Genomic DNA, 21,739 nt, shown 5'->3' on the forward strand with positions numbered 1-21,739 from the left:
GCCCTCGACCGAGCTTCTGAACCGGCCGAGGCCAGGCATTCGCCCGCAGGCCCCGTGTGGTGGCAACCCACACGGGGCCTGACCTTTTTCGCCTGATCGCGAGTCTCAGTCCGCAAGAGAGGGCTCGGGGGCTGTAGGTTGCAACTAAGCGGCTCTGCACGAGGAGGAACGTGACAGACGAAATGGCGGCGCGTGCTACGGACGTCTCCGGTATTCGCGACGTGGTGAGTGTCCGGCTTCCCGCCGCAAGCGCATACTTGTCCGTGCTGCGTACGGCTACCGCTGGGCTGGCCGCGCGGCTTGACTTCACCCTGGATGAGATCGAGGATCTCCGGATCGCGGTCGACGAGGCGTGCGCCATGCTGCTCACCCAGGCTGTGCCCGGCACTGATCTCACCGCCGAGTTCGAGCTGACCGGCCAGGAGATGCAGGTCAGAGTCGAGGTCAATACGCTGGTCACATCACCACCCAAACGCGATGACTTCGCGTGGATGGTGTTGACCGCCTTGGCCGACGACGTGGAAGCGGCGACCGACTCCCCCGACCGCATGGCGATCGTGCTGCGCAAGCGCCGAGGCGCGGCGAGGCCGGCGTGACGGAAAGGACTCGAGCCATGGCCGCCAGCGACAGTGCGGTGCCCGACCGGGTGCGCGCTCGCACGCTCTTCGCGGAACTGGCGGAGTTGCCTCCTGACGATCCCCGGCGCCAGCGCATCCGGGACGAGCTCGTGGAGCTCCACCTCCCACTGGTGGAATACCTCGCCCGCCGATTCAGGAACCGGGGGGAGTGGCTGGACGACCTCACGCAGGTCGCGACCATCGGTCTGATCAAGTCGATCGACCGGTTCGACCTCGGGCGGGGCGTGGAGTTCTCCACCTACGCCACTCCCACGATCGTGGGAGAGATCAAGCGCCATTTCCGGGACAAGGGCTGGGCCGTCCGGGTGCCGCGGCGGCTGCAGGAGCTGAAGCTCTCGCTCACCAAGGCGATCAGTGAGCTCTCCCAGCGGGAGGGAAGAGCGCCGACGGTGGCCGAGCTCGCGGTCCACCTGCAGATGACCGAGGAAGAGGTCCTGGAGGGCCTGGAGTCGGCCAACGCCTACTCCACGGTCTCCCTGGACGCCCCGGACTCGGGCGACGACGACGCCCCGGCCGTGGCCGACTCGCTCGGCATCGTCGACGACTCCCTTGAAGGGGTCGAATACCGCGAGTCACTCAAGCCTCTTCTTGAACGGCTACCGCCTCGCGAGAAGCGCATCCTGCTGCTGCGGTTCTTCGGCAACATGACGCAGTCGCAGATCGCGACCGAGCTCGGCATCTCCCAGATGCACGTGTCCCGCCTGCTGGCCCGCACACTCGCGCAACTGCGCGAGGGGCTCACGGCGGACGACTGACCGGACTTCGAGTCCAGAGGGGTCGCGCCCCGGTTCAACGCCGGACCGGGGCCACTCCGGACGGCATCGCCTGCCGACTCATCGATCCCGGGCCAACCCGGCGATTCGATCCCGGGCCAACCCGGCGATTCGATCCCGGGCCAACCCGCGATTCGGCCCCGCGTCAGCCCGGCGATCCAGGCCGCCGCCGCTCGGTGATCCAGGCCCGCTATCACCAGGTCCCCTCCCGCCGGTTTCCATCGGCGCTCTCCCCCGATCTCCACCGGCAGACGAGCGCGCGTCAGCGCTTTCCACGCTCCTCATCGTGATAAAGCACCGCGGTGGTGGGCGGCGCCAGGAGGCCGATCAGCGCGACCGCGACGACGGCGGCGAGCGCGAGGCCCATGACCAGTCGCTCCGACTGGAACAATGTGATCACCACCGGCACGGCGAAGATCTGCGTCACCACGCCGGGCCCTCGGCTCCAGCGCTCACCCCGCAGGAGCCCCCACGCGACCCACAGCAGCCCGGCCCCGACCCCCACCCCGAAAACGGCCACGCCGATCGAGGTGGCGATGTCCTCCGGCCTGCCCACAACGGTCTCCACGGCCACGTAGCCCCCGAGCAGCAGAGCGGTCAGGCCTTCGAGCGCCACGGCGACGGCGGCGACGAGCAGGGTCAGCGGACGGTTCGACACGCTGGAAACCCTACTCGACGGCATGTCCCCTCCGGTGCCTTCGCCGACCCCGGCCTCGAACGCCGAACCCGCCCCCGAGTCCAAGTCCCGAAGACGACCCGCGCTGTGCATGTCCCCCTGCACGTCCCCCCTGCATGTCCCCCGTGCGCTTCCCCCCGAGTACGTCCAAATCTGCGATGGCTCTGTAGACGCAATGCGTATGTCCCGTATATGCCCGAGGCGGGCTGTGCCCCACATCCCAGGGAACGATGGGGAATCTGAAGGTCGCGCCGGATACGCTGACGGCATGCGGGCCATGCTCCTGGTCAATCCCACGGCGACCACTACGCACCAGCGCACGATGGACGTGCTGATCCGAGCTCTCGGCGCGGCACTCGACCTTTCGGTCGAGGAGACCGCCTACCGAGGGCATGCCGCGCTTCTGGCCGGCACGGCGCACGCCAAGGGATACGACGTGGTGGCGGTGCTCGGCGGCGATGGAACGGTCAACGAGGCCGTCAACGGGCTCCTGACCGCCGAGGAGCACGGCGGGGAGGGGGCTCTCGACGGCGGGGCCGCCGAGCGGCCCGCGCTGATGGTGATCCCTGGGGGCAGCGCCAACGTGTTCGCCCGGGCACTCGGGCTGCCGAACGACCCGGTGGAGGCGACCGGCGCGATTTTGGAGGCGCTGTGTGACGGGCGGCGCCGTACGGTCGGCCTGGGACGGGCCACGTGGGACGGCGAGCATAGATACTTCACGTTCTGCTCGGGTCTGGGCTATGACGCCGAGGTGATCCGGGCCGTCGAGGGGTTGCGCAGCGCGGGGTTTACGGCCAGGCACACGCTCTATATGGGTACGGCGATCCGCCACTACCTCATGACCGATCGGCGGCACGCCGCCATCTCGGTCGAGGGGCCCGGCATCCCCGGTGTCCCCGACATCTTCATGGCGATCGTCTCCAACACCTCGCCGTGGACCTACGTCGGGCAGCAGCCCGTCACCCCGACCCCTTGGGCGGGCTTCGACACGGGCCTTGACCTGCTGGGACTGCGCCGGTTGGGGTTGTCCACGATCCTCGGCCTGGTCGGCCAGATCCTGGGCGAACGCGACACCCTGCCCAAGGGCAGGAACCTCGTTCAGCTCCACGACGAGGGGGAGTTCACACTGACGGCGGCACGCCCGACGGCCTTCCAGCTGGACGGCGACTACCTGGGCGAAGTCGAGCGGGTGACCTTCCGGTCTATCCCGAATGCGTTACAAGTTCTGGTCTAGCCAGTTACATTCCGTCATAGTGTGACGGATCCGACATCCATAACCGACAAAACTTCCGGCCAAACCTCTTGCGTGTACTGAGCGTGGCTGACAGTCTCAAGAATGACGTCGGAACGTAGGACCTTTACGGTGTACCCGCACCTCAGAGGGCAGACGTTCAAACGAACCCCCCGGCCCGACCAGGACCGGGTGATGCTCGCGACGGCTAGTGAAAGTCTTCACAAGCATGCCACACGGAGCCGCTTAGGTGGCTCCACATTACGAAGGAGTGAACGCATGGACTGGCGCCACCGCGCTGCCTGCCGTGACGTGGACCCTGAGCTGTTCTTCCCGATCGGCAACACCGGCCCCGCGCTACTGCAGATCGAAGAAGCCAAGCAGGTCTGCCGGCAGTGCACCGTCAGCGAAGCCTGCCTGAAGTGGGCCCTTGAGTCCGGTCAGGACGCAGGAGTCTGGGGCGGCCTGAGCGAAGACGAGCGCCGCGCGCTCAAGCGTCGTACGGCTCGCGCTCGCGCCCGCGCCAACGTCTGATCGACTCCTTGTCACAGACGTCGTAGAGGCGGCGCTTGACGTGAACCGGAGCCTGTCGACCCGAATCCGCCGACCCGAACGTGGCCTAGATCCCACCACGGAACCGGCTTCCCGGGGAACGCGGCTCTGTGAAAACCCAGCGTCACAACTACGCGTGATTTTAACGGCCGAAGAACTTTCACCTACTTTCGCTCCCGCGTCTCTGGTGAAGAACACTTAGTCTCCCACGGCCCACGACCACAATCGACAGCGGGGGTAGCGTTTCTCCCCCTCACCACCCACCGATGACAAGATCTCGCAGAGGGGCACTGCGAGATCTTCGCCTAGGCGGGCCCTCCCCGGCCCCTGCGCGAGCCACTTGCCTTCGGCCCCCCGACGGTCACCCTCAGACGTCGATCTCAGCCCTGAGACGCCGATCCCAGACGGTGACCGGGAGGCGCCGGACTCCCGAACGTCCCAGACGCCAACCGAACGCCCCGAACGCCCCGAACGCCCCGAACGCCCCGAACGCCTTGAGCGTCCCGGACGTCCCGGACGTCCCGGACCAACGACCGGAAGGTCTCGGACGCCAGCCGGAAGGTCCTAGATGTCCGCCCGAAGGTCTCGGAAGGTCTCAGGTGCCGGCCGGAATAGGGATCACCAGCGTGACCTCGGTGCCGCCGCCTTCGCACGGCGCCACGGCGAGACGGCCTGACAGCTCCCCCACCACGAGGGTGCGCACGATCTGCAGGCCGAGGCTGGTCGCGGACTCGAGGTCGAAGTCGGCCGGCAGCCCCTTGCCGTCGTCGCGGACCGCCACCGACAGCCGCTCGGGCCCGCGCGAGACGATGACGTCGAGCTTGTGGGGTTGCCCATGCTGCACCGCGTTCTGCAGAAGCTCCGTGAGAGCCATGGCGAGGGGTGTCGCCACCGTGCCCGGCAGCACGCCGAACGAGCCGGTCCTGGCCGGTGACACCTGCGACTCGGGCACCGACACCTCGCCCGCCATCGCGATGACGCGGTCGGCGATGTCGTCGAAGTCCACGAACTCCTCGGGGGCGTGCGACAGCGTCTCGTGGACGATCGCGATCGACCCGACCCTGCGTACGGCCTCCTCCAGCGCCTCCCGCCCTTCCGGGATCCGCAGCCGCCTGGCCTGAAGCCGCAGCAGCGCGGCGACCGTCTGCAGGTTGTTCTTGACGCGGTGGTGGATCTCGCGGATCGTGGCGTCCTTGGTCATCAGCTCGCGTTCGCGGCGGCGCAGCTCGGTCACGTCCCTGATCAGCACCAGAGCACCGATCCTGCCACCGCCCACGATCAACGGGATGGCCCTGAGCTGCACTATCGTGCTCCCGGACTCCACCTCGGTCTCGCGGGGGGCACGCCCGCTCGCGACGACCATCAGATCCTCGTTGATCGGCTCGTCGGAGTAGCACAGCATCGCCGTGACCTTGCCCAGCTCGGCGCCCACGAGGTCGGCGCTGCGCCCGAGCCGCCGGTAGGCCGACAGCGCGTTCGGCGAGGCGTAGGTCACCCGGCCGGCCCGGTCGAGCCGGAGCAGGCCGTCGCCGACCCGGGGCGAGCGCACCATGGTCGGGGCCTCCTCCGAGAACGGGAAGCGCCCCTCGGCCACCATCTGGGCGAGATCGGACGCGCTTTGGAGGTAGGTGAGCTCCAGCCGGGAGGGGGTGCGCGCCGACGACAGGTTGGTGGAGCGCTGGATCACGCCGAGGTAGCGGCCCGGGACGTGCTCCCCGCCGCGGGCCGCGGCGACGTCGGCGCGGCGCACCGGGATGATCTCTTCGCGGACCGGCACCCCGCTCGACCAGTCAGGGTCGCCTTCGCGGCAGATGCGGCGCTCCCGCCATGCGGTGTCGATGAGGGCGCGCTGCCCCTTGGCCACCACGGTGCCCACCACGTCGTCGTGGTAGACGGTTGGGCCGGTCGTGGGTCGCATCTGAGCGACGGCGATCCACCCCGACCCGTCTTGAAGCGGCACCCAGAGGATCAGGTCGGCGAACGAGAGGTCGGCGAGCAGCTGCCAGTCGGAGACCAGCGAGTGCATCCACTCAAGGTCCGCTTCGTCGAGTGCGGTGTGGGAAACCGCGAGGTCGCTGAGAGTCGGCACCTGTGCATCATGCGTGTTCCATGCCGTCATGGCCAACTCGACCACCCGGAGTCGCGGCCGGTCAGCCGCTCACATGTCCCAACAAACATTGCGACACCCCTGAAACGCCCTCGAAATGCCCCGGGAGTCCTCGAGACCAACGTTCTTGCGAAAATGCGCTGTATGGAGGCCATTCCCACCGATCCACTCGCGCGACTCCGCGCTGCCGCCGACGCTCGCGCGGTAGCGGGACTCCGGCGAACGCTCCGGCCACGCACCCCCGACGACGACGGCCTCGTCGACCTCGCTTCGAACGACTACCTCGGCCTGGCCAGGGACCCCCGCCCGGCCCGGGCCGCCGCACGGGCCGCCACCGTGTGGGGCACGGGATCCACCGGTTCCCGGTTGGTCACAGGCTCGACACAGCTCCACGCCGAGTTCGAGGACCGTCTCACCGAGTTCACCGGAGCCGCGGGCGCACTGCTGTTCTCCTCCGGCTACCTCGCCAACCTCGCCGCCGTGTCCACCCTCGGCGCGGGCGGCCTGGTGGTATCGGACGCCGGAAACCACGCCTCGATCGTCGACGCCTGCAGGCTCGCGCGCGGGCGGGTGGTCGTCACACCGCACGCCGACGTGGACGCCGTGGAGAAGGCCCTGGTCGACCGGCAGGAGGAACACGCGGTGGTCGTGACCGACGCCCTGTTCTCCGTTAACGGCGACCTCGCGCCGCTGGGCGAACTGCACGCGGCAGCCGTACGGCATGGCGCGCTGCTCGTGGTCGACGAAGCGCACGCGCTGGGCGTCCTGGGCGCGGGCGGGCGTGGCGCGGTGCATGAGCTGGGCCTCACGGGCGACCCGAGTATTGTGAGAACGGTCACACTCTCGAAATCCCTGGGATCACAGGGTGGAGCTGTGCTCGGAGCCGCCGAAGTGATCCAGACACTGGTCGACACCGGCCGGTCGTTCATCTTCGATACCGGTCTCGCCCCTGCGTGCGTGGCTGCGGCACTCGAAGCTCTCGATATCCTTCAAATCCAGCCCGAACTGCCTGGATACGTGCGTGCCAGGGCGCGAGAGGTGGCCTCGATGGCGCGCGGACTCGGCCTTGAAACGAACGATCCAGCGGGCGCGGTCGTCTCGATCGTGCTCGGCACACCGGAAGCCGCGCTGCGCGCCGCGGCCGTCTGTGCGGAAAACGGTGTGCGCGCCGGATGCTTCCGGCCGCCGTCGGTTCCGGTCGGCCGCTCCTGCCTGCGGTTGACCGCCCGGGCCAATCTGAGTTCCGATGATCTCTCAGCGATCAGACGTGCTCTTACCGCTGTGGCCGAGATGAAGGTGAACGCGTGACCGGCGACTCCCCTCGAGTTCCTAAGTACTACGACGTCAAACGAAGTCTGCTCGAACTGACGAAAAGCCTGCACACGGGTACGGCGCTGCCGCCCGAGCGCACGCTCGCGGTGCGGTTCGAGACCTCCCGCACCACCGTCAGACAGGCGCTGACCGAGCTCGTGGTGGAAGGCCGCCTGGTGAGGATCCAGGGCAAGGGCACCTTCGTGGCCCAGCCCAAGGTCGCCCAGGTGCTGCAGCTCACGTCGTACACCGGCGACCTGCGCACGGTCGGCCTGGAGCCCGACACCAAGATCCTCGACATCAGCTACATCACCGCCGACGAGCCCCTGGCGCGCCGGCTCGCGATCAACCCCGGCGGGCGGGTGCTACGGATCCACCGCCTGCGCCTGGCCAACGGCGAACCGATGTCGATCGACACCACCCACCTGTCGGCCCGCCGCTTCCCACGGCTGCGCCGGGAGCTTGAGGTGCACTCGTCGCTCTACGAGACGCTGCACAACGCCTACAACGTGCAGTTGACCGATGCCGAGGAGATCATCGAGACCGTGCTGGCCACGCCGTACGACGCGCAGATCCTCGGCGTCGACGTCGGCCTGCCGATGCTCCTGCTGACCAGGCACGCCTTCGACGCCGACGGGCATCCGGTGGAGTGGGCGCAGTCGATGTACCGCGGTGACCGCTACAAGTTCGTCACCCGCCTGCGGCGCCCCGTCCCCGTCAACTCCTCCGGTTCCTCCAGCCGATGACGAAGCCGACCCGGATGCGTCCATGACACCTCATCCGGGTCGGACCAGCCCAGACTCATAGGCGATGATCATCAGCTGAGCGCGGTCCCGCGCCCGGATCAGCCTTTTCGTCACTCCCGGCCCCAGCAGGGCGTCCCCCCGCCGCGATCACGCGAACGGCCGACCGCAGCTCCGCCGGCAAGGTGTCCTTCACAAGGAACCGATTCGCCCCCGCACGTAGCTTCGCGAGGACTTCCAGAGGACTGCGGCTCAACCCCGGAATGGTGTTTCCGGCATCACATTCCTGATCTCATTTACTGATCAATATGATTGTCACACCCCCTCAGAGCCCACCCCCGCGCCATGCGCTGAGCCCTCAGAACCGAGCCCACCCCCGCGCACGAGAGGGGCTCACCGCTTCCGGTACGGCAAGCCCCTCGATCGCCCGCCTTGATTCAAACGGACGCCTTCGTCCGATCCCAGCGGCGCCCCCGGAGTAACGGTCGGCGCGCGGGTTCGTCATCCCCGCCGGGACTAGCCTTGGCGGAATGAGCATCCTGGTGGTCACCGGCACCGACACGGGCGTGGGCAAGACCGTGGTGACGGCCGCCGTGGCGGCGCTGGCGCGTGAGCGCGGGGCGAGTGTCGCGGTGGTGAAGCCCGCGCAGACGGGTGTGGCGGAAGGCGAGCCGGGCGACCTCGACGAGGTGCGCCGCCTTTCCGGGGTGACCACCACGTTCGAGTTCGCCCGCTATCCCGACCCGCTGGCCCCGGCCGCGGCGGCGCGGGAGGCGGGCCTTCCTCCGGTGTCGCTGACGGACGTGGCGCCGCGGGTGGCCGAGTTGGCCGAGTCGCACCGGCTGGTGCTGGTCGAGGGGGCGGGCGGGCTGCTGGTGCGGTTCGACGAGGACGGCGCGACGATCGCCGACCTCGCCCACCTGCTGGGCGCGCAGGTGCTGGTGGTGACCAGGGCCACGCTGGGCACCCTCAACCACACCGCGCTGACGCTGGAGGCCTTGGCGGGGCGCGGCCTCGACCTGGCGGGGCTGGTCGTCGGGGCCTGGCCCCGGCAGCCCGGCCTGGCGGAGCGGCGGGGTGTCGCCGATCTGGAGATGCTGGCCGCGCGTCCCCTCGCCGGCGTGCTTCCCGAGGGGGCCGCCTCGGGCGACCCTGCGGAGTTCGCGCGGATGGCCCGCGACGGGCTCGGACCGCTGCTCGGCGGGCGTTTCGACCCGTCGGCCTTCCGCCGTACGCTCACGCCGGGCTGAGCCCGGCCGCGTGCCGCACGGGCAGCAGGTGAGCCGCTTCGCGACCTTCTCTGTGATGTGACCCACTGGTAACGTGCCCGCATGGAGCCCGGTAAGCACGCAGGAGACGTCGCCGTCGCCGTCGCCAAGGCGTACGGCATAGAGACCATGTTCACGCTGTCGGGCGGGCATGTCTTCCCGCTCTACGATGGCGCGGTCCACGAGGGGCTGCCCATCATGGACGTCCGCCACGAGCAGAGCGCCGTGTTCGCCGCCGAGGCCACGGCGAGGCTGACCCGCCGCCCCGGCCTCGCCGTACTCACCGCGGGGCCCGGTGTCACCAACGGTGTCAGCGGCGTGGCGACCGCCCATTTCAACGGCTCACCGGTTGTGATCATGGGGGGCCGCGCCCCGCGTTCGCGCTGGGGCAGCGGCGCGCTCCAGGAGATGGACCACCCGCCGCTCTTCCAGCCCGTCACCAAGCTGTCCTTCACCGCGAGTTCCGCCGACAGCATCGGCCACGACGTCGAGACCGCGTTCCGTACGGCGGTCGCCCCGCATCGCGGCCCGGTCTTCCTGGACTTCGCCATGGACGACCTGTTCGCGCCCTCCCCCGAGCACGCGGCCAGCACGATGACGCCGTCGCCGCTTGAGCCCGACACCGACGACCTGGCGCAGATCGCGCGGCTGATCTCCGAGGCCGAGCGGCCCGTGCTGGTGCTGGGCTCGGACGTGTGGATGGACCGCGCCGAGCACGCCGCCCGCGACTTCGCCGAGGCGTGGCGCCTCCCCGTGATCCCGAACGGCCAGGGCCGGGGCATCCTGCCGGCGGGCCACGAGCTGCTGGTGACGCGGGCCCGCGGCACCGCGTTCGGCCAGGCCGACCTGGTCGTGGTGGTGGGCACCCCTCTGGACTTCCGGCTCGGCTACGGCTGGTTCGGCGGCAAGGACGGCGCTCCTCTCGCCAAGGTCGTCCACGTGGTCGACACGCCGTCCCGGCTCGCCGGGCACGTGGGGCTGGCGAGCTCGGTCGCGGGCGACCTGTCGCTGACGCTGTGGGGGCTCAACACGGCGTGTGAGGAGGCCGGGGTGAACCCGGCGCGTTACGACGCGTGGCTGACCCGCCTGTCGGAGTCGGCGGCGGCCTCTATCGCGGGCGACGCGGAGCTGCTGGCGGCGGACTCCACCCCGATCCACCCGATGCGCATCTACGGTGAGCTCGCCAAGGTGCTCGACGACGACGCCGTCGTGATCGGCGACGGCGGCGACTTCGTGTCCTACGCGGGGAAATACGTGGAGCCGCGCAAGCCGGGGTGTTGGCTGGACCCCGGCCCGTACGGCTGTCTCGGCACCGGGCTCGGCTACTCCATCGCCGCCCGCATCGCCCGCCCGTCCTCCCAGGTGGTGCTCCTTCTCGGTGACGGCGCCGCCGGGTTCTCCCTGATGGACGTGGACACGCTCGTACGCCACAGGCTTCCCGTCGTCATGGTCTGCGGGAACAACGGCATGTGGGGGCTGGAGAAGCACCCCATGCGGCTCCTGTACGGCTACGACGTCGCGGCCGATCTCCAGCAGCAGTGCCGCTACGACCAGGTCGTGACGGCACTGGGCGGAGGCGGGGAGCTGGTGACCGACCCCTCGCAGATAGGCCCTGCCCTGCGCCGCGCGTTCGACTCGGGCGTGCCGTACATGGTCAACATCGTCACTGACCCGGAGATCGCCTATCCGCGCAACACGACGGGCATCTGACGGCCCCGCTCAGGGGGCCTTGGGGTTCGGGGTGGGCGCTGACGACGGGCCGATGAGGCACTCCACGGTCATGTCGACGGTGATGTTCACGTTCTTCTCGGCCTCCAGCATGGCCCCCTTGCCAGGGCTCTGGTGGACGACCTGCGTGCAGCCGGTCGCCGGGGCCTCGTCGAGTCCCACCTGCACCACCTTCGCCTTGAACCCGGACTTTCTGATCAGCGCCAGCGCCTGCTCCTGAGTGAGGCCCACGACGCCCGGCACGAGCTTCTTCGTCTGCGGCTCCCTGCTCACCGAGGGGGTCGGGCTGGCGACCGTCTCGGACGCCGTCGGCTCCGACGAGGGCGTGGAGGTGGGTGTGGGCGTGGCGGAGGGCTCTGGCGACCAGGTCGGGCTGGGAGGCGCGGTTGTCCTCACCGCGGGCCGGGTCCTCGGCGGCCTGGGACTGAAGGTCTGGACGGGCTTCCTGGTCGGCCTGGCCGTCGGCGTCGTGGCCGTCGAATCGCCCAGGTGGATGGCGATCTTGTCATCGCCCTGAGCCATGTTCGCCATGACCACCCCGACCCCGCCCGCGGTCAGGACGGCTCCGCCGATCGCGAGCATGGCGATCATCCCGCCCTTGCGGCTCCCTCGGCGCCGCCCCCGCCCACCCGAGGCGCCGCCGTGCTGTTCCGCGACCGGCTCGGTGTGCCGCCCCACCGGGGTGGCCTCCGTCGGCGGAGAGGCGGGCTGCATGTCACCGGTCATGGGGTAGCCGGACGACGGCACGCCGTCGGTGCCCCCGACCGGCGGGCCGACGGGCTGCGGCGCGGCGGCGATCGCCCCCGTCGAGGGGTACGGCAACGCCGTGCCGACCTGCGGCTGCGCCGAGCCGTCGGCGCCCGGCAGCGCGGCGGCCGAGGAGGCGGCGCTCATCGCGGCGGCGGTCGGGAACCTGCGCGCCGGGTCCTTCGACAGGGCCTGGCCGACCAGCCTGCGTACGGCGGGCGGAATGTCGGCCGGGAGCGGCGGCGGGTCCTCTCTGATGTGCTTGAGCGCGATGGTCACCGGCGTGTCGCCGTCGAACGGGCGGTGCCCGGCGAGGCACTCGTAGGCCACGACGCCCAGCGCGTAGATGTCGACCATCTCCGTGACCGGCGCGCCCTCGGCCTGCTCGGGCGCGCAGTAGGCGGCCGTGCCGAGCACCATGCCGGCGTCGGTGAGCCTGCTGGCGCTGTCGGAGCGGGCGATGCCGAAGTCGGTCAGTACCAGGGTGCCGTCCGAGCGCACCATCAGGTTGCCGGGCTTGACGTCGCGGTGGACGATGCCTTGGTCGTGGACGGCCTGCAGCGCGGAGGCCGCCTGGGCGATCAGCTCCATGGCCGGCTCGGGCGCGATCCTGCCCAGCCTGGCGAGCAGCCGGTCGAGCGCCTCGCCGTCGACGAATTTCATCACGAGGTATGCGGTCGCCCCCGCGCCCGCCACCTGGGTCACGCCGTAGTCGTAGACGTCGACGACCCCCGGATGGTTGATGGTCGCCATCGCCCGGGCCTCGCCTTGGAACCGCGCGACGAATCCCGGGTCGTCGGTGCGGCCTGGAAGCAGCACCTTGACGGCCACCGTGCGGGCGAGAACGGTGTCCTCCCCCCGCCATACCTCGCCCATGCCTCCGGCGCCCAGCCGGGTGTCCAGGCGGTATCTCCCCGCCAGTGTCGTCCCTTGGGCCACCATGATTCCCCCGTTACCCCCTGCCGTGCTGTGCTGCCGAGCACCCTTCGTCTGGTCTGCGAGCCTTGGTGGCCTGCCACCACACGGCTGGAAGGACCCACACATCCCGCGGTCGGCCGGTGACTCGTTGCGAGGGACGAAGAGCACTCATTCCCAACCCCAGGGTTCTCCAACAAAGCGGATTTCTATCGCGCTCAGGTAACGCGGAGGTAACGAAACCCCGGAGGTCTGCGGCTCCTCCTGAGGTTGCGCGCCCCCCCAGGCGCGACGGTTCGAGGGATACGTTAGGCGCGCCGACGCGGATTGGTAGGCGAGATCACGGAACAAAACGAAATAACAGCACAATGCAACATTCGCACCGTGCCGCACTGACGAGCACCCTCGTGTCGGACCGCGCATACGACCTATTACATTTTTCACTGATGCCTGCGAACCAGTTCAAAGTGCCCAGCACGCCAACCGCGCTCTATCGTGTGCCCATGACGCTTGAACCTGGATTGCGCGCACAAATGTTGATCATGGTGGAGCGGGAGGACACGGCCGCCAAGATCGGCAGTGGCGACGTTCCCGTGCTGGCCACGCCGCGATTGCTGACTTTTGCAGAGATGGTGACAGTGCGGGCGGTCATGGAGCACCTTGCCCCTGACCACACCTCGGTAGGCACCCGGGTTGAACTCGACCATTTGGCCGCCAGCCCCGTGGGCACCCACGTCGAGGTGGCCGCCGAATTGGTCGAGGTCGACGGGCGCAGACTCGTCTTCGAATTCACCGCACGCGACCGGGAACAGGTCGTCAGCAGAGGACGGATCGAGCGAGTGGTCGTCGACCGCGAGCGTTTCCTCTCGCGGTCGCTCTGAGCGGGCCCGGTGCCGCGCCGCTACCGGATGACGGCGATGATGTCACCTTCCTGGACCACGTCGCCCTCTGCCACCTTGAGCTCGGCGAGCAGGCCGTCTTCCTCGGCCAGCACCGGGATCTCCATCTTCATGGACTCAAGGATGACCAACGTGTCGCCCTCCGCGACCGTGTCTCCCGGTGAGACGACGACCTTCCAGACGTTCGCCACCATCTCAGCGCACACTTCGGCCACCGGACCGTCCTCCCTTCCATCTATGATCCAGAGCACCCGGTTGATTCAAGATCAACCGGGTGTGGTCTCCACTCTGCCAGAACCACGCCGCCACGCTCAGGAGCGCATGCGGAACACCAGACCGGTGTCATAGTCGCCCGAGGCGAAATCGGCCCGCGCCAGCAGCTCGGCGAAGAACGGCAGGTTGTGCTTGGGCCCCTCGATCCGGAACGCGGCGACCGCCCCCCGGGCGCGCTCCAACGCCTGCGCGCGGGTCTCACCGTGGACGCACAGCTTGGCCATCAGCGGGTCGTAGAACGGCGTGACGGTATTGCCGGCCTCGTAGCCCGAGTCCACCCGGACGCCTACGCCCACCGGTTCGTCCCACACGGTGATACGGCCGGGGCCCGGCAGGAAACGCGTGGGGTCTTCGGCATAGACCCGGAACTCGATGGCGTGCCCCGCGGTCCCGACGCTCACCGGGCAGGGCTCCCCCCAGGCGGCGCGGAGCTGCTGCTCCACAAGGTCGATCCCGGTGACGAGTTCGGTGACCGGGTGCTCGACCTGGAGCCTCGTGTTCATCTCCAGGAACATGAAGTCCTGCCGCTCGGTGTCGACCAGGAACTCGACGGTGCCCGCGCCCCGGTAGGCGACGACCTCCCCCGCCCGGACCGCGGCCTTCAGCATGCGCTCACGCAGCTCGCCCGTGACGCCGGGCGACGGCGTCTCCTCGACGACCTTCTGGTGGCGGCGCTGCACCGAGCAGTCGCGCTCGCCGAGGGCGATCACCGTGCCGTCGGCGAGGCCGAGGATCTGGACCTCCACGTGGCGGGCGCGCTCGACGTAGCGCTCAAGCAGTACGGCGGGTGCGCCGCCGAAGCGGAGCGCGGCACGGGACGCGGCCTCGAACGCCTTGGTCAGCCCCGCCTCGTCGCGGGCGACGCCCATGCCGATGCCGCCGCCGCCACCGGAGGCCTTCACCATGACCGGATAGCCGATGCGGGCGGCCTCCTTGACCGCACGGGACGGCTCGGTGACGGGTTCGCGGGTGCCGGGGGCGACCGGAACGCCCGCCGCCTCCATGAGGTTGCGGGCGTTGATCTTGTCCCCCATCTGTTCCATGGCCTCCGGCGAGGGGCCGATCCAGGTGAGACCGGCCGCGGCCACCCTGCGGGCGAAATCCGCCCGCTCCGCCAGGAACCCGTATCCGGGGTGGACCGCCGTCGCCCCGGTGGACTTCGCCGCCTCCAGCACGCGGTCCACGTCGAGGTAGCTCTTCGCCGGATCAGCCGGACCGACCGGCACCGCCTCATCGGCCTCTCTCACGAAGGGAAGCTCCGCGTCGGCCTCGGAGTGGATCGCGACAGCCCGGAGGCCGAGGCGCCGGACCGTGCGGATGACCCTCCGCGCGATCTCTCCTCTGTTGGCCACAAGAACGGATTCGGTCTGCACGCGCCCCACCCTATTTCCGGGGCCCGTCCGTTCCCTTGTTATGAATTCTCACTGATCCTTACGCGAGAAACTGTAGATGCACTACAAATAGCCGCGCAAATAGCCCTACATAACCCGCGATTATCCCCCCCTCGGGAACATCGGCCGCCACCCCCAGAGGACCCTCGACGGCACGACCACACCCCGCCGACGAGATCCCTGCAGACGAGATCCCTGCAGACGGTGTCCCTACAGACGGTGTCCCGGCGTCCTGCGGTCGATCACCCGGGACATGGCCTCGACCACCACCGGGTCGTACTCGCTGCCCGCTCCCACCCGGAGCCGCTCCAGGGCCGCGCCGGCGCGGTCGCGGTCGGTGGAACCCCCGACGAGGTCGTCGTAGGCGTTCGCCGTCCTGATGATGCGGCTGGCGAGCGGCGGGCCCTCCGAGACCGCGTCGCACTGCCGCCGCACGATCTCCGCGACCCCCTCGAGCACCCCCGTCTGCCTGATCACCTCCGCCCCGAGCTCGGCGATACGCCTGGCCTGCTCCGGGTCGGTCAGCACGGTGGCCCCGCCGGGAATGGGGTCGCGGAGCGACAACTGGCCGATGTCGTGCATCAGCGCCGCGTATTCCAGTTCGAGCAACTCCGGCTCGGCCATGCCGAGCTCCCTCGCCACCGCGACCGACAGGCGGCTGACCCGACGGGAATGGCCGGGCTCCACATAGCCCGCGACCTCCGTGACCCGTGCGAGCGCGCGCACGGTCTGCAAATAGGTCGCGCGGATGCCGGCGTATTTGCGGAACGCCACCTGCGTCACCAGCAGCGGCGCGGCGAACACCAGCAGCGCCACCATGCCCATGCTGTGGGAGGCGAGCGCCAGCAGCATGCCGGACGCCGCCACCGCCGCACCCAGAGGTACGGCCATGCGCAGTTCGTCCCTGACCGCCACCCGGAACGCGGTGCGCACCTGCTCGACTCTGAGCATCGCAGCGATCACCACATCGACGAACAGCATCGCGCAGATGAGCACGGCCATCACCCCGAGCGCCGGCAGCCAGCTTCCCCTCGACGACGGTGTGAGAGCGTGCAGCGGCTCGGCGAGCGGCCGGAACGCGAAAGCCAGTAAGGCGCCGGTGAGCAGGCGGCGGGCCATCGCGTCCAGGCGCGGCGGGCGCCCCACCGCGAGGTGCGGCAGCGCACCGGCGATCATCCCGACGGCGAGTACGGCTATCACCTGCAGCGCGGGGTGCCGCAGCGGATGGCCGCCCATGTCGAGCAGCAGGGTGTAGCCGAGCGCCGCGGCCGACCCGATGGGGGCGACCTCGCGGTTGCCCGGCATCGTCAGCCGGGCGAGCTCCCCCGCGGCGATCAGCACGCCGAACCCGACGGCCACCTCCGAGTCGAGCAGCCCGACGGCGGTGGTGTACGCGATGCCCGCGACGGCCGCGATGCCCGCGGCGCAGATGAGCAGCAACTGGCTCGAGTCGAGCGTCGCCAAGGCCTTGACGGCGGGCGTGGCCGCCCGCCTTCCCACCACGGTCATCTGGACTCCATGTCCGGCAGCCCGCGCCGCCACTTCTCCGGCGGTGTCACCGCTCGGACACCACTTGGATCGGCGTCGTCGGATCGTCGTGGTCCTTGCTCACCGTCTCGGACCGCTCGACCGGATCGGCGGGCGCCGTACGCGGCGGATCCCACCCGTCACGGTCGATGACCTTGATGAACGCGCTCACCATCAGCGGGTCGAACTGGGTGCCGGCCCCCTTGCGCAGCTCGGCCAGCGCCGTCTCGATGGGCTTGGCCTTGCGGTAGGACCGGTCGGAGGTCATCGAGTCGAACGCGTCGGCCACCGCGATCACCCGGGCGAACTCGGGGATCTCGTCGGCCGCGAGGCCCATCGGGTATCCCTTGCCGTCGTGGCGCTCGTGATGGTGCATGATGCCCGCGAACGCCTCGTCGAGGAAGTCGATGCCCCGCACGATCTCCAGGCCGCGCATCGGGTGCAGCTGGATCGCGGCGAACTCCTCCTCGGTGAGCTTGCCCTCCTTCTGCAGCACCTTCGTGGGAACGCCGAGCTTGCCCACGTCGTGCAGCATGCCGGCGTAGCGGATCGCGCGCAGCCGCTCGGACCTCATCCCGATCTCCTGGGCGATCATGGTGGAGGCGAGCGAGACGCGCGTGCAGTGGCCGCGCGTGTAGTAGTCCTTGGTCTCGACCGCCTGGCACAGCGCCGCGATCGTCGCGTCGTAGGAGCGCTGCTGGGCGTGGTATTGCCCGAACCCCCACCGCGCCACGAACAGCGGCAGCAGGACGAGCACCACCGAGATCGTCTCGACGGTGGCCCACAGCCCGGCGATCAGCAGGCCGAACGTGGCATACCCGAGGTAGGACACCAGGAACTGGGCCATGCCGCTGATCGGGATCTGGTCGGCCCTGAGGCCGTCCGCGAGCCACAGCATCGTCGCGGTGAGTAGGAAGTTGAGCGGCACGAACACGGCGGCTGCCCCGGCGAAAGGCAGGATGAGCCCCTCGAACCCGTCGACCCCGGGCACTCCGGACCTTCCGCCGAGCCACACGAACACCTGGCCCGCGCTGTAGGAGCAGATCGCGAACTGCGCGCCATTGAACAGGCGTTTCACGAGGGCGAGGCCGGGCCGCACGCTGAGCACGGCGGTCATGCCGACGACCGCCGCGCCCTCGGGGCCGACGAGCACCACCGCCGCGAGCGCGGCGGAGAAGCTCATCGAGACGGCCACCTGGTCGATGTTGAGCAGGGTGGGCAGTGACTCGCAGAGCAGGAACAGCAGCGCCAGCACCATCAGCGTGTCCCACTGAGCGAAGGCGTCCTGCTGCCCCGGCGCGACGAGATCATGCCCGATCAGGGCGAAAGCCGCACCGATAACGATGATCAGATAGACCTTCGCAGGCCATGGGAGTCCACGCAATGCCGCCACCTAGGGATGAACCCGGCGAGGAGGAACGCGCTCAGGTCCAGGAGATGCCCGGCGGAAGAGCACCCGCCGCCGCCACGAGGACCGCCGGAGCGAGCAGCAGCAACCCCACCGCCACCCGGATGATCGTTGCTTTGATCATGAGACGCCTCCACGTAGATTTTCGAGACTTAAGGCTACAGAACCCCGGCTCACCGGGAAGGCCAAGCCCGAAATCGCAAGCAAAGCGTAACCAAGCAAGCACGTTAAGAGACGATCACTGCCCCGACCTGCGGCCCCGCGCCCACTCCACCGTGCTCTTCAGCCCGTCGGCCAGATCGGTGCGGGGACGCCAGCCGAGCGCGTCGAGCGCCGGCGCCGGGTCGACCGCCATCGCGGGCAGGTCGCCGAGGCGCTGCGGGGCGAACCCCGGCCCGTCGGGAGCGCCCGCCGCCGCGGCGACGAGGGTGTGCAGCTCGCGGTCGGTGGTCTGGAGGCCGGTGCCGAGATTGAACCGCCCACCGCCCCCGGCCTCACCGCAGGCGCGGACGAACCCGTCGACGACGTCGTCCACGTAGATGTAGTCGCGGGTCTGGCCGCCGTCGCCGTAGACCACGGTGGCCTTGCCGTCGAGCAGGGCGTCGGTGAAGATCGCGACGACCCCGGCCTCCCCCTCGGGGGACTGCCTCGGGCCGTAGACGTTGGAGAGCACCAGCGTCGTGTAGTCGATGCCGTGCAGCGCCTTAAAGGCCGCCAGGTAGGTCTCCCCGGCGAGCTTGGAGGCCGCGTACGGCGAGCGCGGGTCGGTCGCCGCGCCGCCGGGCACCGGGATGACGTCCGGCCTGCCGTACACCGCCACGGAGGAGGCGAACACGACCTTGCGCGTGCCGGCGCGCTGCGCCGCCATGAGGACGGAGACGGTGCCCTCGACGTTGAGCCGCGCGTCGTTGAGCGGGTCGGCGACGCTCCTGCGCACGCTGATCTGGGCCGCCAGGTGGCAGATCACCTCGGGTTCGAAGCCGGCGGCGAGGTCGGCGACCCGCGGGTCGCGGATGTCCAGCTCGTGCAGGGCGAAGCGCTCGCTCCGGGCCGCCGCCGCGAGGTTGGCGCGGTCGCCCGAAGACAGGTCGTCCACGACCTGGACCTCGTGGCCCTCGCCCAGCAGACGGTCGACGAGGTTCGAACCGATGAAGCCCGCTCCCCCGGTGACGAGCACACGCATATGAGGCTCCTCCTGTGACTGGTGCGCCCCCGGCCGGGGCCGGTGCAGATCCTAGCCCGCCGGCCCGCTCCGCGCGCTCGGCCCGCGCGCTCGGCCCGCCCGCTCGGCCCGCTCGGTCGGCCCGTTCAGCCGACCGGCCCGGTCGGCCCGGCTCAGTCGGCGAGCTCGGTGCGCACCTGCTCGATGCGCTCAAGCACCTTGGCCCTCAGGTCGGTCGGGACGGGATCGCAGCCGCAGTGCTTGGCCACCAGTTGCTTGACGACCTTTTCCAGGCCGTACTCCTCCAGACAGGGCCCGCATTCGTCCAGATGCCGGCGGATGTCGGCGCAGTCGACCGCGCCGAGCTCCCCGTCGAGGTAGGTGTAGACCTTCTCCAACACGTCACGACAGTCGGTGTCGTGCGGGTCTCCGCAGCTCATTTCGATCCCTCCGCCGGGACCAGGCCGCGCTCGCGCGCGTAGTCGGAAAGGTGCGTCCTGAGGATTCGCCGCCCGCGGTGGAGCCGCGACATCACCGTGCCGATCGGCGTGCCCATGATGTCGGCGATCTCCTTGTAGGGGAAGCCCTCGACGTCCGCGAGGTAGACCGCGATGCGGAACTCCTCGGGAAGGGCCGCCAGCGCGTCCTTGACATCGCTGTCGGGGAGGTGTTCGAGCGCCTCGATCTCAGCGGACTTGAGGCCGCTCGACATGTGCGACTCGGCGCGTGCGAGCTGCCAGTCCTCGATCTCCTCGGTGCCCGACTGCTTCGGCTCCCGCTGCTTCTTACGGTAACTATTGATAAAAGTGTTGGTAAGGATGCGGTAAAGCCACGCCTTGAGGTTCGTACCCTCCTGGAACTGGTGGAAGGACGCGAACGCCTTGGCGAAGGTCTCCTGCAGGAGGTCCTCCGCGTCCGGAGGGTTCCTGGTCATCCGGAGAGCCGCGGAATAGAGCTGTTCGAGATACGGCATCACGTCGCGTTCGAACCGCGCGCTCCGCTGCTCCACGGACTCGGTGCCTGTAGCAGCGACCGGACCCACCCCCTTAAGATCACTGGCGCCCGGCTGGGCCGGCACGCCGTATCTAGCGGAGGATACCTGTTCGATGGGAAAGGCCAGTTCGGCGGGATGGTCGGGAACGTCAAGCAACGCAGCCATGCACAGCGCAACACGCTCGCTGCCGCCGGTGTTCCCGCATTATGGGAAGTGACGATGCGCCCGGTGCGGGGAAGATAGATACGTACCGGTTGGTAGGCCACCCTCGGAGACGATGACGCTCAGGAGTCGCTTGTGCTGCCCATTCCGGCCGAAGAACTGAACGGCTCAGGGTCGCTTGGGCCGTACTGGACGTTCTATCGCGCTGTTGTCGCCGAGCAGCTCGACCGATGGCTCCCCGACGAGCCGTCGATCGTGCTCGATCTGTCGGGGGGCCAGGGCCGCTGGTCCGCCCAGGCCGCCCGGGCCGGGCACCGGGTGCTCGAAGTGGTGGACTTCCGCCGGGCCGCCCCGGCCCGCCACCGCCCTCACGACGCCGACAGGGTCCGGCACGTGCGCGCCGACGATCTCCGCTTCCTCCCCGACGCCAGCGTCGACGCGGTCGTGGCCGAGGAACGCGCCATGTCGGTCGAGCTCATGGCGGAGTCGGCCATGAGCGATGTGGCCAGAGTGCTGCGGCCCGGCGGGCGGGCCCTGGTGTGCGTCGACTCCCTGGTGCTCGGCATGGCGATCCTGGCCGAGCAGAACTACTGGGCCCATCTGCGCCAGACCGACGAGGTGCTGCTGATCCCCTGGCCCGACGGCAGCATCACGCGCTGCTACACCAGCGTCCAGCTGCGGGAGCTGCTGACCGGGGCGGGCCTTTCGGTCGAGTGGGTGCGGCCCCGCACGGTGCTCTCCCCGTCGACCGTGGACCACGTGCTCGCCTCCGACTCGCGGGCGCTCACCTGGCTGGTCACGACCGAGCTCGAGGCCCGTCCCGACGACGACACCGTCGGCATCCACCTGGTCGCGAGCGCCCGCAAGAGCTACTAGCGCCGCCGTTCCCGCTTGGACTGGCACTGCACGCAGCGCGCGGCCTCAGGCCGCGCTTCAAGCCTGCCCTCCGGCACGGGCTTCCCGCAGTCCAGGCATCTCCCGTAGACGCCCTCCTCCAGCCGTTTCAGGGCGGCCAGTACGGCGACGCGCTGCCGCGACGCCACGTCCAGCATGACCTGGTGCCGTTCGGCGTCGGTCAGGTCCAGGCCCGCGTCGGCGGCCGACCTGTCGCGCACGGCCGCGGGATCTCCTCGCAGCACGCCAATGGATCGGTCGAGTTCGGCCAGCATGATCTGGAGACGGGCGCGAGCGGTCGCGTCGTCCACGAATCCGCACCTCCGGGATCGAGGAAGGG

At 69.6% G+C, this 21,739-nt stretch carries 21 protein-coding genes and 1 pseudogene; 10 read left to right on the plus strand and 12 right to left on the minus strand.

Features of this window, described 5'->3' with window-relative positions; translation table 11 throughout:
- Positions 1–170: 170 nt before the first annotated feature.
- Positions 171–596 carry an ATP-binding protein gene (locus BLQ73_RS24555; protein ID WP_093173815.1) on the plus strand — a complete coding sequence of 142 codons (426 nt, stop codon included), beginning with the start codon at positions 171–173 and terminating at the stop codon, positions 594–596.
- Positions 597–613: 17 nt separating this feature from the next.
- Positions 614–1,393 carry an RNA polymerase sigma factor SigF gene (locus BLQ73_RS24560; RefSeq protein ID WP_176955653.1) on the plus strand — a complete coding sequence of 260 codons (780 nt, stop codon included), beginning with the start codon at positions 614–616 and terminating at the stop codon, positions 1,391–1,393.
- Between the two features lie 280 nt (positions 1,394–1,673).
- On the opposite strand, the gene BLQ73_RS24565 is transcribed toward BLQ73_RS24560, so the two are convergent.
- Complete coding sequence (locus BLQ73_RS24565; protein WP_093173867.1) at positions 1,674–2,069, minus strand: hypothetical protein; 396 nt, start codon at positions 2,067–2,069, stop codon at positions 1,674–1,676.
- A gap of 286 nt (positions 2,070–2,355) precedes the next feature.
- On the opposite strand from BLQ73_RS24565, the gene BLQ73_RS24570 reads away from it, so the two are divergent.
- Both BLQ73_RS24570 and BLQ73_RS24575 read left to right on the plus strand, forming a co-directional pair.
- Positions 2,356–3,321 carry a diacylglycerol/lipid kinase family protein gene (locus BLQ73_RS24570; protein WP_093173817.1) on the plus strand — a complete coding sequence of 322 codons (966 nt, stop codon included), beginning with the start codon at positions 2,356–2,358 and terminating at the stop codon, positions 3,319–3,321.
- Positions 3,322–3,597: 276 nt separating this feature from the next.
- Entirely contained in the window at positions 3,598–3,852 is a 255-nt protein-coding gene (locus BLQ73_RS24575; RefSeq protein WP_093173819.1) for a WhiB family transcriptional regulator, read from the plus strand.
- Positions 3,853–4,465: 613 nt separating this feature from the next.
- Here BLQ73_RS24575 and BLQ73_RS24580 read toward each other — a convergent pair.
- Positions 4,466–5,959, minus strand: a complete 1,494-nt coding sequence (locus tag BLQ73_RS24580) for a PAS domain-containing sensor histidine kinase (protein WP_093173821.1) — start codon at positions 5,957–5,959, stop codon at positions 4,466–4,468.
- Positions 5,960–6,121: 162 nt separating this feature from the next.
- Between BLQ73_RS24580 and BLQ73_RS24585 the strand changes: the two genes are divergently transcribed.
- Complete coding sequence (locus BLQ73_RS24585; protein ID WP_245691354.1) at positions 6,122–7,285, plus strand: 8-amino-7-oxononanoate synthase; 1,164 nt, start codon at positions 6,122–6,124, stop codon at positions 7,283–7,285.
- Positions 7,282–8,034, plus strand: coding sequence for a GntR family transcriptional regulator (locus tag BLQ73_RS24590; RefSeq protein ID WP_093173825.1), 753 nt, complete (start codon positions 7,282–7,284; stop codon positions 8,032–8,034). Before BLQ73_RS24585 ends, BLQ73_RS24590 begins: the two co-directional genes overlap by 4 nt.
- A 30-nt stretch (positions 8,035–8,064) precedes the next feature.
- Here the strand turns inward: BLQ73_RS24590 and BLQ73_RS34265 are convergent.
- Positions 8,065–8,266, minus strand: a pseudogene (locus tag BLQ73_RS34265) (hypothetical protein); the annotation flags it as partial.
- A 295-nt stretch (positions 8,267–8,561) separates the two neighbouring features.
- Between BLQ73_RS34265 and bioD the strand changes: the two are divergent.
- Together bioD and BLQ73_RS24600 are read left to right on the plus strand one after the other, a co-directional pair.
- Positions 8,562–9,281 carry a dethiobiotin synthase gene (gene bioD / locus BLQ73_RS24595; protein ID WP_093173827.1) on the plus strand — a complete coding sequence of 240 codons (720 nt, stop codon included), beginning with the start codon at positions 8,562–8,564 and terminating at the stop codon, positions 9,279–9,281.
- Between the two features lie 81 nt (positions 9,282–9,362).
- Entirely contained in the window at positions 9,363–11,009 is a 1,647-nt protein-coding gene (locus BLQ73_RS24600) for an acetolactate synthase (protein WP_093173829.1), read from the plus strand.
- A gap of 9 nt (positions 11,010–11,018) precedes the next feature.
- On the opposite strand, the gene BLQ73_RS24605 is transcribed toward BLQ73_RS24600, so the two are convergent.
- A complete protein-coding gene (locus BLQ73_RS24605; RefSeq protein ID WP_093173831.1) occupies positions 11,019–12,716 on the minus strand; it encodes a serine/threonine-protein kinase in 1,698 nt (565 codons plus the stop codon).
- Positions 12,717–13,135: 419 nt separating this feature from the next.
- Between BLQ73_RS24605 and BLQ73_RS24610 the strand changes: the two genes are divergently transcribed.
- The gene (locus BLQ73_RS24610) at positions 13,136–13,570 is read left to right on the plus strand and encodes a thioesterase family protein (RefSeq protein WP_245691355.1); all 435 of its coding nucleotides are present in this window, start codon (positions 13,136–13,138) and stop codon (positions 13,568–13,570) included.
- Positions 13,571–13,590: 20 nt separating this feature from the next.
- Here BLQ73_RS24610 and BLQ73_RS24615 read toward each other — a convergent pair whose 3' ends face one another.
- The 7 genes from BLQ73_RS24615 to BLQ73_RS24645 form a co-directional block, all read right to left on the minus strand.
- A complete protein-coding gene (locus tag BLQ73_RS24615) occupies positions 13,591–13,803 on the minus strand; it encodes a biotin/lipoyl-binding carrier protein (protein ID WP_143020419.1) in 213 nt (70 codons plus the stop codon).
- 96 nt (positions 13,804–13,899) lie between these two features.
- The gene (locus BLQ73_RS24620) at positions 13,900–15,234 is read right to left on the minus strand and encodes an acetyl-CoA carboxylase biotin carboxylase subunit (protein ID WP_093173873.1); all 1,335 of its coding nucleotides are present in this window, start codon (positions 15,232–15,234) and stop codon (positions 13,900–13,902) included.
- 228 nt (positions 15,235–15,462) lie between these two features.
- On the minus strand, positions 15,463–16,761 hold the full coding sequence (locus BLQ73_RS24625) for an HD-GYP domain-containing protein (RefSeq protein WP_093173833.1): 1,299 nt from the start codon (positions 16,759–16,761) through the stop codon (positions 15,463–15,465).
- 46 nt (positions 16,762–16,807) lie between these two features.
- Positions 16,808–18,163 carry an HD-GYP domain-containing protein gene (locus BLQ73_RS24630; RefSeq protein WP_176955654.1) on the minus strand — a complete coding sequence of 452 codons (1,356 nt, stop codon included), beginning with the start codon at positions 18,161–18,163 and terminating at the stop codon, positions 16,808–16,810.
- Positions 18,164–18,425: 262 nt separating this feature from the next.
- Positions 18,426–19,370 carry an NAD-dependent epimerase/dehydratase family protein gene (locus BLQ73_RS24635; protein ID WP_093173835.1) on the minus strand — a complete coding sequence of 315 codons (945 nt, stop codon included), beginning with the start codon at positions 19,368–19,370 and terminating at the stop codon, positions 18,426–18,428.
- A 152-nt stretch (positions 19,371–19,522) separates the two neighbouring features.
- Positions 19,523–19,789: a mycothiol system anti-sigma-R factor gene (rsrA, locus tag BLQ73_RS24640; RefSeq protein WP_093173837.1), complete on the minus strand. Its 267-nt coding sequence runs from the start codon at positions 19,787–19,789 to the stop codon at positions 19,523–19,525.
- A complete protein-coding gene (locus tag BLQ73_RS24645; protein ID WP_093173839.1) occupies positions 19,786–20,391 on the minus strand; it encodes a sigma-70 family RNA polymerase sigma factor in 606 nt (201 codons plus the stop codon). The genes rsrA and BLQ73_RS24645 overlap by 4 nt, the downstream gene beginning before the upstream one ends.
- Before the next feature lie 249 nt (positions 20,392–20,640).
- Between BLQ73_RS24645 and BLQ73_RS24650 the strand changes: the two genes are divergently transcribed.
- Complete coding sequence (locus BLQ73_RS24650; RefSeq protein WP_093173841.1) at positions 20,641–21,381, plus strand: class I SAM-dependent methyltransferase; 741 nt, start codon at positions 20,641–20,643, stop codon at positions 21,379–21,381.
- Here the strand turns inward: BLQ73_RS24650 and BLQ73_RS24655 are convergent.
- Positions 21,378–21,710, minus strand: a complete 333-nt coding sequence (locus BLQ73_RS24655) for a TraR/DksA family transcriptional regulator (protein WP_093173843.1) — start codon at positions 21,708–21,710, stop codon at positions 21,378–21,380. The two genes, BLQ73_RS24650 and BLQ73_RS24655, sit on opposite strands and share 4 nt — an antisense overlap.
- Between the last annotated feature and the right edge of the window lie 29 nt (positions 21,711–21,739).

The organism is Sinosporangium album (assembly GCF_900100605.1).
Taxonomy (GTDB): domain Bacteria; phylum Actinomycetota; class Actinomycetes; order Streptosporangiales; family Streptosporangiaceae; genus Sinosporangium; species Sinosporangium album.